The 14,594-nt window shown below is 38.1% G+C and carries 15 protein-coding genes; 4 read left to right on the forward strand and 11 right to left on the reverse strand.

From position 1 onward, the window contains the following. Positions 1-63 precede the first annotated feature (63 nt). The 5 genes from A5816_RS05555 to A5816_RS05575 form a co-directional block, all read right to left on the reverse strand. Complete coding sequence (locus A5816_RS05555) at positions 64-975, reverse strand: RluA family pseudouridine synthase (RefSeq protein WP_002372427.1); 912 nt, start codon at positions 973-975, stop codon at positions 64-66. Next, entirely contained in the window at positions 972-1,436 is a 465-nt protein-coding gene (gene lspA, locus A5816_RS05560) for a signal peptidase II (RefSeq protein WP_086310918.1), read from the reverse strand. The genes A5816_RS05555 and lspA overlap by 4 nt, the downstream gene beginning before the upstream one ends. A 4-nt stretch (positions 1,437-1,440) precedes the next feature. Beyond that, complete coding sequence (locus A5816_RS05565) at positions 1,441-2,139, reverse strand: CBS domain-containing protein (protein WP_002309327.1); 699 nt, start codon at positions 2,137-2,139, stop codon at positions 1,441-1,443. After that, the gene (locus A5816_RS05570) at positions 2,126-2,512 is read right to left on the reverse strand and encodes a hypothetical protein (RefSeq protein ID WP_086310919.1); all 387 of its coding nucleotides are present in this window, start codon (positions 2,510-2,512) and stop codon (positions 2,126-2,128) included. Before A5816_RS05570 ends, A5816_RS05565 begins: the two co-directional genes overlap by 14 nt. Before the next feature lie 174 nt (positions 2,513-2,686). Continuing rightward, positions 2,687-4,357 (reverse strand): formate--tetrahydrofolate ligase, encoded by a 1,671-nt coding sequence (locus A5816_RS05575; RefSeq protein ID WP_086310920.1) that lies wholly within the window; start codon positions 4,355-4,357, stop codon positions 2,687-2,689. Positions 4,358-4,539: 182 nt separating this feature from the next. On the opposite strand from A5816_RS05575, the gene A5816_RS05580 reads away from it, so the two are divergent. After that, positions 4,540-4,770, forward strand: a complete 231-nt coding sequence (locus A5816_RS05580) for a cold-shock protein (protein ID WP_086311174.1) — start codon at positions 4,540-4,542, stop codon at positions 4,768-4,770. Between the two features lie 102 nt (positions 4,771-4,872). On the opposite strand, the gene A5816_RS05585 is transcribed toward A5816_RS05580, so the two are convergent. Then, positions 4,873-5,322, reverse strand: coding sequence for an EbsA family protein (locus A5816_RS05585; RefSeq protein WP_002372422.1), 450 nt, complete (start codon positions 5,320-5,322; stop codon positions 4,873-4,875). Positions 5,323-5,400: 78 nt separating this feature from the next. On the opposite strand from A5816_RS05585, the gene A5816_RS05590 reads away from it, so the two are divergent. Further along, on the forward strand, positions 5,401-5,805 hold the full coding sequence (locus A5816_RS05590) for a ribonuclease HI family protein (protein ID WP_002372420.1): 405 nt from the start codon (positions 5,401-5,403) through the stop codon (positions 5,803-5,805). Between the two features lie 46 nt (positions 5,806-5,851). Here the strand turns inward: A5816_RS05590 and A5816_RS05595 are convergent, their stop codons facing one another. From A5816_RS05595 to alaS, 3 genes are all read right to left on the reverse strand, one after another. Beyond that, complete coding sequence (locus A5816_RS05595; RefSeq protein ID WP_002372416.1) at positions 5,852-7,000, reverse strand: cation diffusion facilitator family transporter; 1,149 nt, start codon at positions 6,998-7,000, stop codon at positions 5,852-5,854. Positions 7,001-7,122: 122 nt separating this feature from the next. Continuing rightward, a complete protein-coding gene (locus A5816_RS05600; protein ID WP_086310921.1) occupies positions 7,123-7,719 on the reverse strand; it encodes an ECF transporter S component in 597 nt (198 codons plus the stop codon). A gap of 206 nt (positions 7,720-7,925) precedes the next feature. Next, complete coding sequence (gene alaS, locus A5816_RS05605) at positions 7,926-10,568, reverse strand: alanine--tRNA ligase (protein ID WP_086310922.1); 2,643 nt, start codon at positions 10,566-10,568, stop codon at positions 7,926-7,928. Between the two features lie 389 nt (positions 10,569-10,957). Here alaS and A5816_RS05610 point away from each other — a divergent pair, with 389 nt between their 5' ends. Further along, positions 10,958-11,389 (forward strand): GNAT family N-acetyltransferase, encoded by a 432-nt coding sequence (locus A5816_RS05610; RefSeq protein ID WP_010732656.1) that lies wholly within the window; start codon positions 10,958-10,960, stop codon positions 11,387-11,389. A 44-nt stretch (positions 11,390-11,433) separates the two neighbouring features. Here A5816_RS05610 and A5816_RS05615 read toward each other — a convergent pair whose 3' ends face one another. Next, entirely contained in the window at positions 11,434-12,783 is a 1,350-nt protein-coding gene (locus tag A5816_RS05615) for a DEAD/DEAH box helicase (protein WP_086310923.1), read from the reverse strand. Between the two features lie 69 nt (positions 12,784-12,852). Beyond that, positions 12,853-14,016 carry a VanZ family protein gene (locus A5816_RS05620; protein ID WP_086310924.1) on the reverse strand — a complete coding sequence of 388 codons (1,164 nt, stop codon included), beginning with the start codon at positions 14,014-14,016 and terminating at the stop codon, positions 12,853-12,855. A gap of 128 nt (positions 14,017-14,144) precedes the next feature. Between A5816_RS05620 and A5816_RS05625 the strand changes: the two genes are divergently transcribed. Continuing rightward, complete coding sequence (locus A5816_RS05625) at positions 14,145-14,468, forward strand: hypothetical protein (RefSeq protein ID WP_002329178.1); 324 nt, start codon at positions 14,145-14,147, stop codon at positions 14,466-14,468. The last annotated feature ends 126 nt before the right edge of the window (positions 14,469-14,594 follow it).

Genomic DNA, 14,594 nt, shown 5'->3' on the forward strand with positions numbered 1-14,594 from the left:
AAACTTAAAGGAATTCTATTAAGTTTTATGCTTTCGTTGTTAATTACTATACCGTTATCTAAATTAAAATGCAATGTTTTTTCTTAATTTTTCTAAAGTTTTTTCAAAAACTTCTGGAAGAGGTGCTTCAAAGACCATCTTTTCATTTGTAGTCGGGTGTGTAAAACCTAGCATTTGCGCATGGAGAAACTGACCATTGCCTTTCAAAGTTTTCTTCGGTCCATATACTGGATCTCCAGCTAACGGATAGCCGATATACTTCATATGCACGCGGATCTGATGTGTTCTTCCAGTTTCCAGTTTTAATTCAACCAGAGTAAAACCTTCAAAACGTTCCAACACAGTAAAATGCGTGACAGCTGGCTTCCCATCTTCTCTTATCGCCTGCATTTTTCGGTTTTCTTTCGAACGGCCGATTGGCGCATTGATCGTGCCTTTTTCGTGAGGAATCTCTCCATGGACTAAAGCAACATATTTACGTAAAGAAGTCTTATCTTTTAATTGCTCAGCTAATGATTCGTGTGCCTGGTCATTTTTAGCAACCATCAGCAGACCTGAAGTATCTTTGTCGATTCGGTGGACGATACCTGGTCGGATAACCCCGTTGATCGTAGAAAGATCCTTGATATGATACATCAGCGCATTGACCATTGTGCCATGCGTATGACCTGCTGAAGGATGAACGACCATTCCTTGGGGTTTATTGATTACCGCGACATCTTCATCTTCGTAAACGATGGTCAACGGGATGTTCTCTGGGACAACATCTAATGTTTCTGGTTCAGGGATCAAGACAGTGATCTCGTCTCCTTGTTTTACTTTGTAATTTGCTTTGACTGGTTGTCCATTGACAGAAACCGCACGTTCTTTCAGCCACAATTGAATTTGCGAACGGCTGTAATCACTGAATAAATTAGTCAATACTTTATCGATCCTACCAGATTCATGGCGAATCGTTGTTTTAAGTTCTGTCATTTTTTTCTTTGATCCTTTTCATCTAAAATAATATAAATTAATATACAGATCACTCCGCATACAAGTGTCACATCTGCTACATTGAAAATTGGAAAGTTCATAAAGTCTGTTTGAAACATATCTACTACATAGCCAAGTCGGAGACGATCAATAAAGTTGCCAATCGCACCAGCTAGAATCAGGCTCAATCCAATCATGAACCAGCGATTACCTTTTTCACGATTTTTAATCATCAATGTGAGAATCATAACGACTGCAATGAGTGTCACTATAGTAAAGAACCACATCTTCCCTTCTAGCATACTCCATGCGGCTCCAGTGTTTCGAATATGATTCAGTGACAAAATACCTGGTATAAGACTTTTCGTCTCTCCAAGCGCTAAATTATCAGTGATCAACCATTTGACCAGCTGATCCACTCCCACTAGCAGAGCGCTGAATATCCAATAAATAATTAACAAAAAATCAATCCTTTTCTATTTGTTTATAAATATCGCGAGGTCGTATGATCCCAAGCAGATTACCATCGGGATTCCCATCTTTAGTGATAAGTACGGCTTCCAAAGTTCCTTGCTCGCGAAACATCGCTTCAACCTCATAAATATGTGTTTTAGCTGGAACAAAATGATAATTTGTGTACTTCCCATTCTGGATAATCAAATCCAATGCTCGTTTATTTGTTAAATCAACAGGACCTTTTTGGCTTTCTTTTGCTAGCCAAAATCCGATATTCCGTAAAGTAATCAATGCTACAAATTTTCCTTTATTGTATAACGGAAACTGTGAATACCTTTTTTCTGCTACTATCTTTAACAGTTCAAGTAGCGGAAGATCTTGCTCAAAACCTGTTACACGTTTCGCAAATCGAGGTAGTACGGTTTCTGGGCGTATTAGTTCTTGTTCGATCAGCTGGATTCGCTTGACTGTCCAATCATTTGGTTCGGCAATGACAAAATCGACGGCGATTCGGTCATGGACGATCGCATTCCTCAACTGAGCAAGCTGTAAAAGATCATCTTCATATTTTCTGATCATCAATTGTTTTCTTTGAGCTAGGCGTCTGACAAGTTCGGTAAATCCCATGTTTCGTGCATTTCCCATCTCGTCTCTCATCCATTTTTCGATTCGATTGAAACTGATTAAAAAAAGATCAGAGTTTGCCATAATTTTCCTCCTTGATCAAATATGCCCGGTTTTTTATATAGAAAAAGAACGCAAACAACACGATAACTGCAAAAAAACTGAAAAATAGATTTTGTAGGAAAACGGTCCCCAACCCAGTTGCCAGAAATAAGAACGGGTAGATTTGAAGAATCAAACTATTCATTGTGATCACATAAACAGGCTTTGCTTCTTTCACTGTATAAACGGGGCTTTTTAGCCAATAAAAGGTGGCCTGCATCGTAAAGGGCACTTCCAGATCAAGCGTTATCTTTTGTTCATGATTGAGAACACTGCGTTTTTCATTATTGATTCTTAATTGAATCGAGCTGCCCATACCGTAAAAACCGGTTTTTCTTATAAATGTCGTTTTCATCGTACCCTCCTATTATGCTTTAGTATAGCTCAAAATACAATAAAGAAAAAGAATGATCCTAGCGCAAACACAATTAATCTCTTGATACCTTCAAAAAAAAGAAGCTGTAGTCAAAATACAGCTCCTCTTATGTTTAATGAAAGTTATTTAGTATACGGTAGATTATAATCAAGCTTAAAACAATCCCAATACTTCTCCGTCGTTTGTCACGTCCATATTTAATGCAGCAGGTTTTTTAGGCAAACCAGGCATCGTCATAACATCCCCAGTTAAGGCTACTAAAAATCCTGCCCCTAATTTTGGAATGATCTCACGTATCGTGATAGTGAAATCTTCAGGTGCGCCTAGCAATGAAGGATCATCAGAGAATGAATATTGTGTTTTCGCCATACAAATCGGCAAATTATCCCATCCATTTTTCGTAAATTCTTCTATTTGTTTTTGCGCCTTTTTACTAAAAACAACACCATTTCCTCCGTAGATTTTCTTGACGATTGTTTCAGTCTTTTCTTGTATCGTTTCTTCTAGGCGATACAATGGCTTGTAATCAGCTTCTTTTCTATCAATCAATCGTACCACAGCTTCTGCTAAATCAACGCCACCTTCTGCTCCATTTGCCCATACACTTGCTCTTTTAGCAAGGATTCCCTGATCTTCGCACAAGTGCTCTAGCAGTGTAAGCTCACTATCTGTATCTGTTACGAATTCATTGATTGCGACGATCACAGGGAGTTGGTATTGTTCCATGTTACGTATATGACGTTTTAGATTTGCAAAACCTATTTTCAAAGCGTCAAGATTCTCATTTTTAAGTTCATCTTTTTTCATTCCGCCATGCATTTTCAATGCGCGGATAGTTGCGACGATCACCACTGCATCCGGCGTTTTTTTCAAGTTAGGTACTTTGATATCTAAAAATTTCTCTCCGCCAAGATCTGCACCAAATCCTGCCTCTGTGACAACGTAATCTGCTAATCTCAATGCTGTCTTGGTAGCTAAAATACTATTGCAGCCATGGGCGATATTGGCAAACGGTCCCCCGTGGACAAAAGCTGGTGTTCCGTAAATTGTTTGTACAAGATTCGGCTTGATTGCATCTTTCAGCAGTAATGCCAGAGCGCCTTCTGCTTTCAAGTCTCCAGCAGTCACAGGCTGACGGTCAAATGTATAGCCGACAACGATCCTTGCAAGACGAGCCTTTAAATCTTCAAGGTCTGCCGCAAGACACAAGATAGCCATGATTTCGCTGGCAACTGTGATATCAAACCCATCTTCTCTTGGGACACCTTGGATTGGCCCACCCAAGCCAACAATTACTTTACGCAGTTCACGATCATTGAGATCGACTACCCGTTTCCAAATCACTCGGCGGGCATCGATGTTCAATTCATTTCCTTGATGAATATGATTATCTAAAAGAGCAGATAATGCATTATTAGCTGTTGTGATAGCATGCATGTCACCAGTAAAATGCAAGTTGATATCTTCCATAGGCAATACCTGTGCATATCCTCCGCCTGCAGCACCACCTTTGATTCCCATCACAGGACCAAGTGAGGGTTCTCGCAATGCAATAACAGATTTTTTATTGATTTTATTGAGCGCGTCTCCTAACCCTACAGTGATCGTTGACTTTCCTTCGCCAGCTGGTGTTGGATTGATGGAAGTAACTAAGATCAAATGCCCCTCAGCGTTATCCTTTGATCGATTGATTCCAGAAAAATTGATTTTCGCCTTATATTTCCCATACAGTTCCAAATCTTCTTCCTTAAGATCTAATTTACTAGCTACTTCAACAATCGGTTCTAGCTCTGTTTCTTGTGAAATTTGCAGATCACTCTTCATTTGATTACCCCTTTTCACGAACTTTATTCAACAAAATATCTTCTTTGTTAAGATATGCCAATTATACCTTTTTTTATTCAGAAAAAAAACATTAAATTACAGGTTTTTAATTTATTTGACGTACTTATAAATACTCTTTATAATGAAGGCTATGATCAGACTTTAGAAAGGTCGTGAGTGCTTTGACCACAGGAATTGTAAAATGGTTTGACAACAAAAAAGGATACGGCTTTATCAGTTATGATGACACAGAAGAAATTTTTGTACATTTTACTGCGATTGAAGAAGAGGGATTCAAAACTTTGGAAGAAAATCAAGTGGTCGAATTTGAGATCATCGAGGGGAATCGAGGAACACAAGCTGCCCATGTCAAGAAAGGCAGAGTTCAGACTTCCGAATCCAGTATACATTGATTTAGATAATCAAATAGAGTGAGACGCTTAACGGGTTATCCGTACGTCTCACTCTTTTCTTTTCCTACAAAGATTCATTTCTTCAGGGCCTATTTTTTAAAATTAACTTTTTCTATTTTTCGTATATGGGGTATTATTTCTTTGCTGTTGAGAAGATGGTCCTACTTTAGGCCCGTTTTTTTCAAGATGATCAAAAAGAACCACTTGATCTTTTTTTCGCATCATAAAAACAGATGGGTCTTTCTCATTTTGCAATGTCATTTGTACTCCTGTATTAGTCGGTGTCAAAGACCGAATCTGACCGACAGTTATTTCTCGGTCTTTCCAAAAAGCAGCATAGCGTATGATGACCGAGTTGGATTTTAAAATAAAAGAACGCCGCCATCCTAGAAATAGAAAAACAAGAAAAACACCTAAAACAATATTGCTTTTCCAATAAGGACCTGTGTTTTCTAAAGAAAGAATCAGACTAAAAAACAGAATGATCAAGGTCAATGACCAATAGATGATCGTATGTGCCAGTTCAGGCTGCCATCGAATATTTTTTTTCATTCTCTAACCTCTCACCGATTCAGTAATGATATAATCTTACCATAACATTAATTTGAACAAAAAGGAGAATCTCTTTTTATGTTAAAAGTATACATTGATGCCTCTACAAAAGGCAACCCTGGACCTAGCGGAGGAGGGATTTTGATTGTCTATCAAGGTAAACAAGAACAGCTATCTATTCCCCTTTCCGTAGGGACAAACCATCAAGCAGAGTTCGAAGTCTTTTTAAAAACTTTAGAATTTCTAAAGAATAAAGATTTACAGAATGAAACGATTTTCTGTTTTTCAGACAGCAAAACACTGGTTTCTACAGTCGATAAAAACACAACGAAGAACGAGCTTTTCCTTCCCTATCTCCAAAAAATCAAAGAACTTCTGCCTGAATTTTCCTTATTGATCCTGCAATGGTTGCCCGAAAACAAAAACAAAGGGGCAGATAACCTCGCACGACAAGCCCTACAAAAACAATTAAAAGAAAGATAGACTCTTTGAAGAGAAAACTTTAAAGAGTCTTTTTAGTATCTTATCTTTAATACAAAAGATAATTGTGATCAAACGTGATTTCCAAATGATAATCTCCGATTTTCTCTTCTATTTGAATACGTAAGATTCTTTCGAGTTCTGTATCATCAAATTGGAATTTTTCAGGAACAACTACATCAAACTGCAGCGTTTTCCCTTGATGGATGACTCTAAAATCATGTATATCGAGCCCTCTACCTGTTTCAAGAAGAATTTGCTTTAATTGATGCAAGATATTATAGTATTTTTCGTTATCAACAGGCATTGGGTCCAAGTGACAGACAAGTTCCACGTCCAAAGACTTTTTAAAGTCTTTTTCTATCAGATCAATAATCTTATGTGCTTCATTCAAATTCATTGATTCATCTACTTCGATGTGGACTGATGCAAAGCGTTTATTGGGTCCATAGTTATGCACCAGCAAATCATGATAGCCAAGTATATCGTCGCAGGCATTCAAGTGCTCTTCCATTTCTTCAATCTCTGCTGACGTTGGACGACTACCTAATAGTTCATATACAAAATTCCGAAGCATCGTCAATCCACTATAAAGGATATATAATGCTAAAGCAAAACCGATATATCCATCGATACGCCATCCAGTTACCCATTCGATTGCTGCTGAAAGCAATACAGCCAGTGTAGTAAAGACATCATTATAACTATCTGTTGCTGTAGCTCTCAATGTTTCAGAATCAATGGATCGTGCAATAACCTGATACATTTTTCCTTGTGCAAATTTCAAAAAGATGGAAATGATCAGGACAAAAAAGACGATGGGTGCTAAAGAGACATTTTCTGGATGGATGATTTTTTCAACGGATGACTCTAAAAATTGAAATCCTACATAAGTAATGATGATTGAAACAAATAACCCACTGATATATTCGAAACGTTCATGTCCATAAGGATGTTCCTGATCCGCTGGCTTTGCAGCAATTTTAAATCCAATCAAAGTCAATATGGATGAAGCAGTGTCTGATAGACTATTCACTGCATCAGCCATAATGGAGACACTCCCTGAAAAAAGCCCGATCATTAGCTTAGAGACAAACAAGATCAGATTCGTAACCAATCCTAATATGCCAGCTAGTACTCCTTTTTTTGTCCGCTGTTGCAGTATTTGTTTCTTTTTTTCTTCTTGTTTCTTAACCAAGTTTTTTACCCCTTCTAGTTTGCTTGTTGCTCAGGTAAAAAGATGGAGAGGACAATTCTTTTCCTCTCCTCTCTTCCTTTTTCTATCTATCATGCGTCCTATTATTCACTCAAAGATGGCCATTAATCTGGTTTTAATGGTGTTGCTGCAAATAAGGCTTTTGCTAGTAATGGTGTTATGATTCCCGCACCTATTGCTTCGGGTATCCCATTGATTGCTGCAACTCCAGCTAAGGTTTTAAATAAAAGAGCAGAATCTACACCATAGGCATCTGCCGTTGCACCTGTATAAAATAATCCCATGAATCCTAACACTAAGACTGTATTGACCAATGAACCTAATACCCCTGCAAAGACCGAGCTGATCATTATTGATTTATTTTTTTGATAAATCCAGTGGAAAACCAAACCAGCTACTAAGCCAACAAGCACTCTGGGAACTACCGAAATAATCGGGTTCGTGAATACCAATGTATCAAATGGCGTTGTCGGCATGGCGTAGGCACGGACAATTGTAGCAATTCCCCAAAACAGGCCAATTACCATACCATCTTTTGGACCCAATACTACTGCGGCAATAATTACTGTAATATGAATAATCGTTAAACTGATGAACCCTAATGGAATAAAGCCAAGCCAAGGTACCATAGCTTGTACGATGATGATTGCTAATAAGATAGCACGTAAGACTAGTCGAAAGGTTTTATTTCTGCTATTCATTTTTTTCACCCCTTTTTATTTATACTAATCGTAAAAATTTCTGTCACTTTCGTCAACTAAAGACCATCCGAAATCGACCATTTGATTAGATGCGCTCTTCTATTCCATCGAAAAAAGTATGAGGGCAAGACTATTTGTCTTCGCCCCCATGATCGTGTTTCGTTCAATGATTGAACAGTTGGTTTTTTCTATCAAACATAAACGGTCTATTGTTGCGCAAGCCATTCTTTCGCAGCTTTAAGTGCATCTGGAATACCAGCAGGATTTTTCCCACCAGCTTGTGCCATATCTGGACGTCCACCACCGCCACCGCCTACTTTCGGTGCGATTGCTTTAATCAAGTCGCCAGCTTTTAGTCCAGCTTCATTTGATTCTTTCGTCATTGCCGCTAGCAGACTGACTTTTCCTTCTTGTTCGTTTGCTAAAACAAGAATGTCTGAGATATTTTTTTGTTTCCATTGGTCAGCTAATTGACGCAGCTGATTCATGTCTTTCACTTTTACTTGTGCTGCAATAATTGTTTTTCCATTGATCGTTTCTGGATCCTTGAATACATCACCGGCTTGTTGATTCGCTAACTTGCTAGCTAATTGTTCATTTTCCTTTTGTAGCTCTCTTACTTGCTGTTGCAATTGTTCCGTTTTTGAAACAACTTCCTTCAATTGAGGTGATTTAACAATTGTTGCTACTTGTTTTAGTTGTTTTTCTTCTTCTTCAAGTAGTTCGTACGCTTCTTTGCTTGTTACAGCCTCGATTCGTCGCACGCCTGCACCAATTCCTGATTCAGAAACGATTTTGAAGATTCCGATATTTTCTGTGTTTGCTACATGTGTGCCTCCGCACAGTTCGATTGACCAACCGCCAATATTTACTACGCGAACGTCATGTCCGTATTTTTCACCAAACAAAGCCATTGCACCCATATTTTTGGCTGTATCGATATCTGTTTCAATTGTTTCAACTGGGATAGCTTCCCAGATTTTTTCGTTGACGATTCTTTCCATTTCAGCTAATTCATCTGAAGTGATTTGACCAAAGTGGGTAAAGTCGAATCGTAAATGTCCAGGAGCGACTAAAGAACCAGCTTGATTTGCATGCTCGCCAAGTACTTCTTTCAATGCTTTGTGCAGTAGATGGGTTGCTGTATGGTTTTTGATGATACGATTGCGCATCGATTGATCGATCAATAGATGATAGGTTTGTCCTTCGCTCATTGGTGCTTTTACTTCTACTGTGTGCATAAATTGACCATTAGGCGCTTTTTGAACATCTGTAACAACTGCAACGATTTCTCCTGCTTCATCCATGATCCAACCTTGGTCTGCTACTTGCCCACCCATTTCTGCATAAAAAGGTGTTTGGTCAAAGATCATTTGGGCTTCACCTTCTGCGATTTCATTCAGAAGAGATTCGCCTTTTACGATGACCAATAATTGACTATCTGATTCTTGCTCCGTATATCCGATGAATTTACTTTCTACTTTGATATCTGTCAATAAAGCAGATTGTACACCCATTGATTTTTCTGTGCTACGGGCAGAACGAGCACGTTCACGTTGTGCGTCCATTTCTTTTTCAAAACCAGCATGATCAACTTTCAGTCCTTCATCTTCTGCCACCTCTTCCGTTAATTCTACTGGGAAGCCATATGTGTCGTATAGTTTGAAGATGTCTTTTCCTGCTAGAGTCGTACCGTTTTCGTTTTTCACTTCTTGGATCACTTGATTCAAGATTTCCAAACCTTCATTGATCGTTTCATTGAAACGTTCTTCTTCTGTACGGATAACTTTTTCAATAAATTCTTTTTGTTGAAGTACTTCAGGATAATAACTTACCATGATTTCCCCAACGACAGGGACTAAACGATATAAGAATGCTTGTTCAATACCTAATTTTTTCCCATGCATGACCGCACGACGAAGCAAACGGCGTAAGACATACCCTCTTCCTTCATTCGATGGTAATGCACCGTCGCCAATAGCAAATGAAAGAGCGCGAATATGATCTGCGATTACTTTGTAAGAAATATCTGTTACTGGGTTTTCACCATATTTTACTTGTTTGCTTAGCTTTTCTACGGCGTGGATAATAGGCATAAACAAATCTGTCTCAAAGTTCGTTGGCGCATCTTGAACGATTGAGACCATACGTTCTAATCCCATGCCCGTATCAATGTTTTTATGAGGAAGTGGTTCAAATGTATTATCAGGTTTATGGTTGAATTCTGAAAATACCAAGTTCCAGATTTCTAAATAACGTTCATTTTCTCCTCCTGGATAGTTTTCAGGATCATCTTCTGCTAAATCGTTATAAGCTTCTCCTCGATCATAGAAAATTTCTGTATCCGGTCCACATGGGCCTGCACCGATATCCCAGAAGTTGTCTTCTACATCAATAATGTGATCTAACGGCAGACCGACTTCTTCATGCCAGATACGTTTTGCTTCTGTATCTTTTGGATAAACTGTTACATAAAGTTTTTCCGGATCGAATGCCATCCATTTTGGATCAGTCAAAAATTCCCATGCCCAGTGGATGGCTTCATTTTTGAAATAGTCACCAATAGAAAAATTACCCAGCATCTCAAACATCGTATGGTGACGTGCTGTTTTACCGACATTTTCGATATCATTTGTTCGAATAGATTTTTGGGCATTCGTGATTCTTGGATTTTCTGGTACAACTGAACCATCAAAATATTTTTTCAATGTTGCAACACCAGAGTTGATCCACAATAAGGTTGGATCGTTCACGGGGATCAAAGACGCACTAGGTTCAATTGTATGTCCTTTAGATTGGAAGAAATCAAGAAACATTTGTCGAACTTGTGCACTACTTAATTGTTTCATGTCATTACCTGCTTTCTATAAATTAAATACAAAAAAACACCATCACAGCCAAGGACGAAAACTCGCGGTACCACCTTGATTGCAATGATGTGTAATCATTACCTCTTAAACTCGATAACGCTGAGCTGCGTCGGTATTTCTACCAAAATAGAAAAAGGGAGCAATTTGATTAGTGACTATTCTTTTTTCAGCCAAGAAAGAATTTTCTGTGAGTCTTAAAAAAACAAATCATGTCCTTTTCGTACTTTAATAAGTATACGCATTCTGTCAATCACTGTCAATATCTCAATTGCCTATTTTTATTTCCTTTGGTCATATTCCATATTTTTTGGTACGATAAGGATAAAGAAATCAATACATCTCAGTTATTCATGATGAGGAGGAATATAATGAAAAAAATAGTTGGCGCAGATGAATGGATCCGCGCAGCTAGCTGCTTTTTGAGATATCAAGTTTTTGTATTAGAACAAGGGATTCCTGCAGAACTAGAATTCGACGGAAAAGATATCCCGCAACAAAACTATTATCTATTTCTTGATCAAAAAAGACCAGTAGCCACATTGCGTTATGAAAAGAAAACACCTACTTGCTTCAAGCCAGAACGCTTTTGCGTAGCAAAAGAATACCGAGGAAAAGGGTTAGGCGGTCAGTTGCTTGAAGCTGCGGAAAAACGGGCGGTTTCAGAAGGTTGTCAGACTAGTTATGTAGTAGCTGAAATGACGGCTGTAGATTTCTATGAAAAACAAGGGTATCATACTTGCACAGAACCTTTTATTGAAGATGAAGTACTTTGTATCGGAATGGAAAAAAGTCTAGCTTAAAAACAAGAGATTGTGACACGCCTTCTGTCACAACCTCTTGTTTTTTATTTATGCGAATTTTTCTTATTTTTACGAGCAGTACGACTTTGCTGTCTGCGTTCGATTTTACGTTCTTTTTTATTTTTTTCTGCAATTGCCCAATCGATTTTTTTCTTATAACCAGGCTTGATCTTTTTCTTTTTCTTCTTCACAAGTCCAATCAGAGTTGGGTCTAATACATCCTTTGATTTTTCTCGTTTGGTACGTCTATTACGATCATATGTTTTAACGATTTCACCATTTTTGATTTCTTTTGGTTCAAACGAGACGCCTAATTTCTCGATCGCATCAATGGCTTGTTCATCGTTTGGTGAATACAACGTAATGGCCGTTCCTTTTAAACCATTACGTCCAGTACGTCCGACACGATGGATAAAGAAGTCCAGATCTTCTGGGATTTCAGCATTGATAACATGAGAAACACCTTCAATATCAATTCCTCTAGCAGCTAAATCAGTCGCTACAACATATTGATACTCCAGATTCTGTACTTGTCGCATCACTCGTTTTCTCTCTCTTGGTGTGATGTCCCCGTGAATCTTTGCTACTTTCAATCCTTGGTTTTTCAAATAATCAGCAATTTCATCCACATGCTGTTTTGTATTGGCAAATACGATTGCTAAATAAGGATGACCAATCGTCAGCAGTTGATAAATCATTTGATTCTCATCTTTACCTTTTGTTGAGATCAGCCAATTTTCGATATCTTCAGAGATAACTGCTTTCGGCTTGATTTCTTCAATGATTGGATTCTCCATATATTTTCGCAAGAATGGACGCAGTTTTTCTGGAATAGTGGCAGAAAAGACTAAGAACTGCAATTTTTCTGGTAACCGACTTGCAATTTGGTCTACTTCATTTAAAAAACCCATATCTAATGTCATATCCGCTTCATCAACAACAAATGCAAATGCTGTGTGAATCTTCAGCGCTTGTTCATTCATCATGTCTAATATTCTACCAGGCGTGCCTACTACGACCTGCGGCTGCTGATGGTGCAGACGGTTTAACTGACGCTGTTTGTCTGTCCCCCCGACAAAATTCGAAACACGGATCTCCGGTGTAGAAAATTTAGCGATTTGTGTAGCTGCTTCATAAATTTGTGCAGCCAGTTCTCTACTTGGAGCTGTAATAACAACTTGTACTTCCTCTTTATCTGCATTAATTTTTTCAAACAACGGCAACAAAAACGTATGTGTTTTTCCTGTACCAGTTTGAGATTGCCCAATGATATTTTTTCCTTTTTTAATTAAAGGAATCAAACGTTCCTGGACCTCTGTGGGCTGTTTGAAGCCCTTTGCGGCTAACGCTTCATTGATAAATGGTTTGAAGCGGAACATATCAAAATTATTCATTCGTGCACCTCTTCTCTTTAAATTATCACGACTTTGGCATTATAACATAGACAAAGTATTTTTGCTCAGCTAATTTCGAGAATCATCATCCTTTGTTTGAGCAATCGTGCTAACAGTATACGTGTGACTAGCTTTTTCATAAAACAGAATCCGTTTTTTTCTCAAAAATGATAGCAAGATATTTAAAATAAAAATACCTTGCAGTAACAAGACACCGAGAGAAATGAATACTGCACTCATCTGCAACACCGTATTCGTTGTCGAATTCATGATTTGCTGAAGCAACTGCCCCAACCAGCTTAAACCATAAAAAAGAAAATATAGATACCCGTAGCGGATGATCAATGCTTTCAAAGAAATTCGCTCGCGGTCTTGCTCCACCAAGCGGATGCGTACAATTTTTTTCCCAAGTGTCCATCCATTGGTTATAAACGGTACAATCATAAAGTATAGCCCTACTTCCAATAAAAGCCACCAGATATGAGAAGTAACTGTCCCTGAATCAAACGCAAGTTTAAAGAAAATCGCTGCGATAAAATTGACAATAGATAAAAATGTCCAGTCGATCAAATAAGCGACTAAACGTCGTGTCAACGAGACACTCTTCCCTTTTTCATAAGAAAGTTCATCCATCCGTCTTCTCGTAGGAAGCATAAATGTAAATAACGGCGTAACGACAAAACCAATGATCCCACCCAATGTATTTGTCACTAAATCATTCACATCAAATAAACGGTATGGTCTTGGGTAGATAAAATAAAGTCCACTTAACTGTGTCAGCTCAAAAAATAGCGATAGACAGAAACTAGCAATCATCGTTTTCATAAAAGAAAGCCGGAAATAATATCTTAAATAAATGCCAAATGGTATGAGTAATAAAACATTAAAAGCTGGTTCCAAAAATACACTCTGCTTCATCGCCGGCAGATAGGTACTAGGTTCAGACAAGACCAATACCGTGTTGTCTCTGAAATGTTGCCATGAAGCAAATAAATGCAGCTCCATCTTTGGCCCTGTCATTTGGGCAACCGTCTCCTTTGCCGGAAGTGGTAAGATCACCAGAAAGTATGCACACAGTAAATAAAAAACAAAGGAATACAAAATAACTGCCCTTGTTACTAGAAATGTTCCATACTTTCGATATTCATAAATAAAAAAAACAGATGAAATCGCTAAGGCTAAAAATGGAAAAACAATCAGCGCAAAACGAATCGGTTCGATATAACTTGCCATATGACTCCTCCTTGATTCTTTGTATCTCCCTTATCTTAGCAGTCCTTTGCTGTTTCAAGCAAGTAACGAGGCTATTATTTCTCATTTCTTTCAAAGTAAAGTAAGATAAACTCAAAGGGGGTGTCGAGATGCTGAATATGTACTTTGTTTTTGGCGTACCTATTTTTTTACTGTTCCTTTATGCTACGATCGCTTATGTAAGAAAAAGAACTACCATTCATTATTTAGGATTTATTCTCCTGATTATTTCGGGTTTCATGCTAGTCTTCAATCTTCAGACTTGGCAGCAAGCGCTTCTTGAAATGGATAAAATGACTCCACATGCTTTGTCTAAAATGATTGGCTACCCTGTCTATCTGATTTGGCTTCCCATTTTCATTTCTGGTTGCTTGGTTTTATTGAATATTTATCGCGGTGTACGCCGAATATTTCTCTTACGCAAAACAAAATAACAGGCAGAAATCGGGTTCAACCGATTTCTGCCTGTTATTTTGCTATTTCGTCGTAGACAGAACGTAATCTAAATGAATGAGTGCTTCTGTTATTTCTTCCGTGTATTACTCATTCCCATAAAATAG

It is taken from the genome of Enterococcus sp. 3G1_DIV0629, from assembly GCF_002141285.1.
Lineage (GTDB): Bacteria > Bacillota > Bacilli > Lactobacillales > Enterococcaceae > Enterococcus_B > Enterococcus_B lactis.

What these genes read in the sequence shown, in the direction of transcription:
- A5816_RS05585 (WP_002372422.1), bottom strand. Translation starts at nt 5,322, where the DNA reads ATGAAAAAAAATATTCGATGGCAGCCTGAACTGGCACATACGATCATC.
- A5816_RS05575 (WP_086310920.1), bottom strand. Translation starts at nt 4,357, where the DNA reads ATGAAGAGTGATCTGCAAATTTCACAAGAAACAGAGCTAGAACCGATT.
- A5816_RS05625 (WP_002329178.1), top strand. Translation starts at nt 14,145, where the DNA reads ATGCTGAATATGTACTTTGTTTTTGGCGTACCTATTTTTTTACTGTTC.
- A5816_RS05615 (WP_086310923.1), bottom strand. Translation starts at nt 12,783, where the DNA reads ATGAATAATTTTGATATGTTCCGCTTCAAACCATTTATCAATGAAGCG.
- A5816_RS05620 (WP_086310924.1), bottom strand. Translation starts at nt 14,016, where the DNA reads ATGGCAAGTTATATCGAACCGATTCGTTTTGCGCTGATTGTTTTTCCA.
- A5816_RS05555 (WP_002372427.1), bottom strand. Translation starts at nt 975, where the DNA reads ATGACAGAACTTAAAACAACGATTCGCCATGAATCTGGTAGGATCGAT.
- A5816_RS05590 (WP_002372420.1), top strand. Translation starts at nt 5,401, where the DNA reads ATGTTAAAAGTATACATTGATGCCTCTACAAAAGGCAACCCTGGACCT.
- alaS (WP_086310922.1), bottom strand. Translation starts at nt 10,568, where the DNA reads ATGAAACAATTAAGTAGTGCACAAGTTCGACAAATGTTTCTTGATTTC.
- A5816_RS05570 (WP_086310919.1), bottom strand. Translation starts at nt 2,512, where the DNA reads ATGAAAACGACATTTATAAGAAAAACCGGTTTTTACGGTATGGGCAGC.
- A5816_RS05600 (WP_086310921.1), bottom strand. Translation starts at nt 7,719, where the DNA reads ATGAATAGCAGAAATAAAACCTTTCGACTAGTCTTACGTGCTATCTTA.
- A5816_RS05610 (WP_010732656.1), top strand. Translation starts at nt 10,958, where the DNA reads ATGAAAAAAATAGTTGGCGCAGATGAATGGATCCGCGCAGCTAGCTGC.
- A5816_RS05565 (WP_002309327.1), bottom strand. Translation starts at nt 2,139, where the DNA reads ATGGCAAACTCTGATCTTTTTTTAATCAGTTTCAATCGAATCGAAAAA.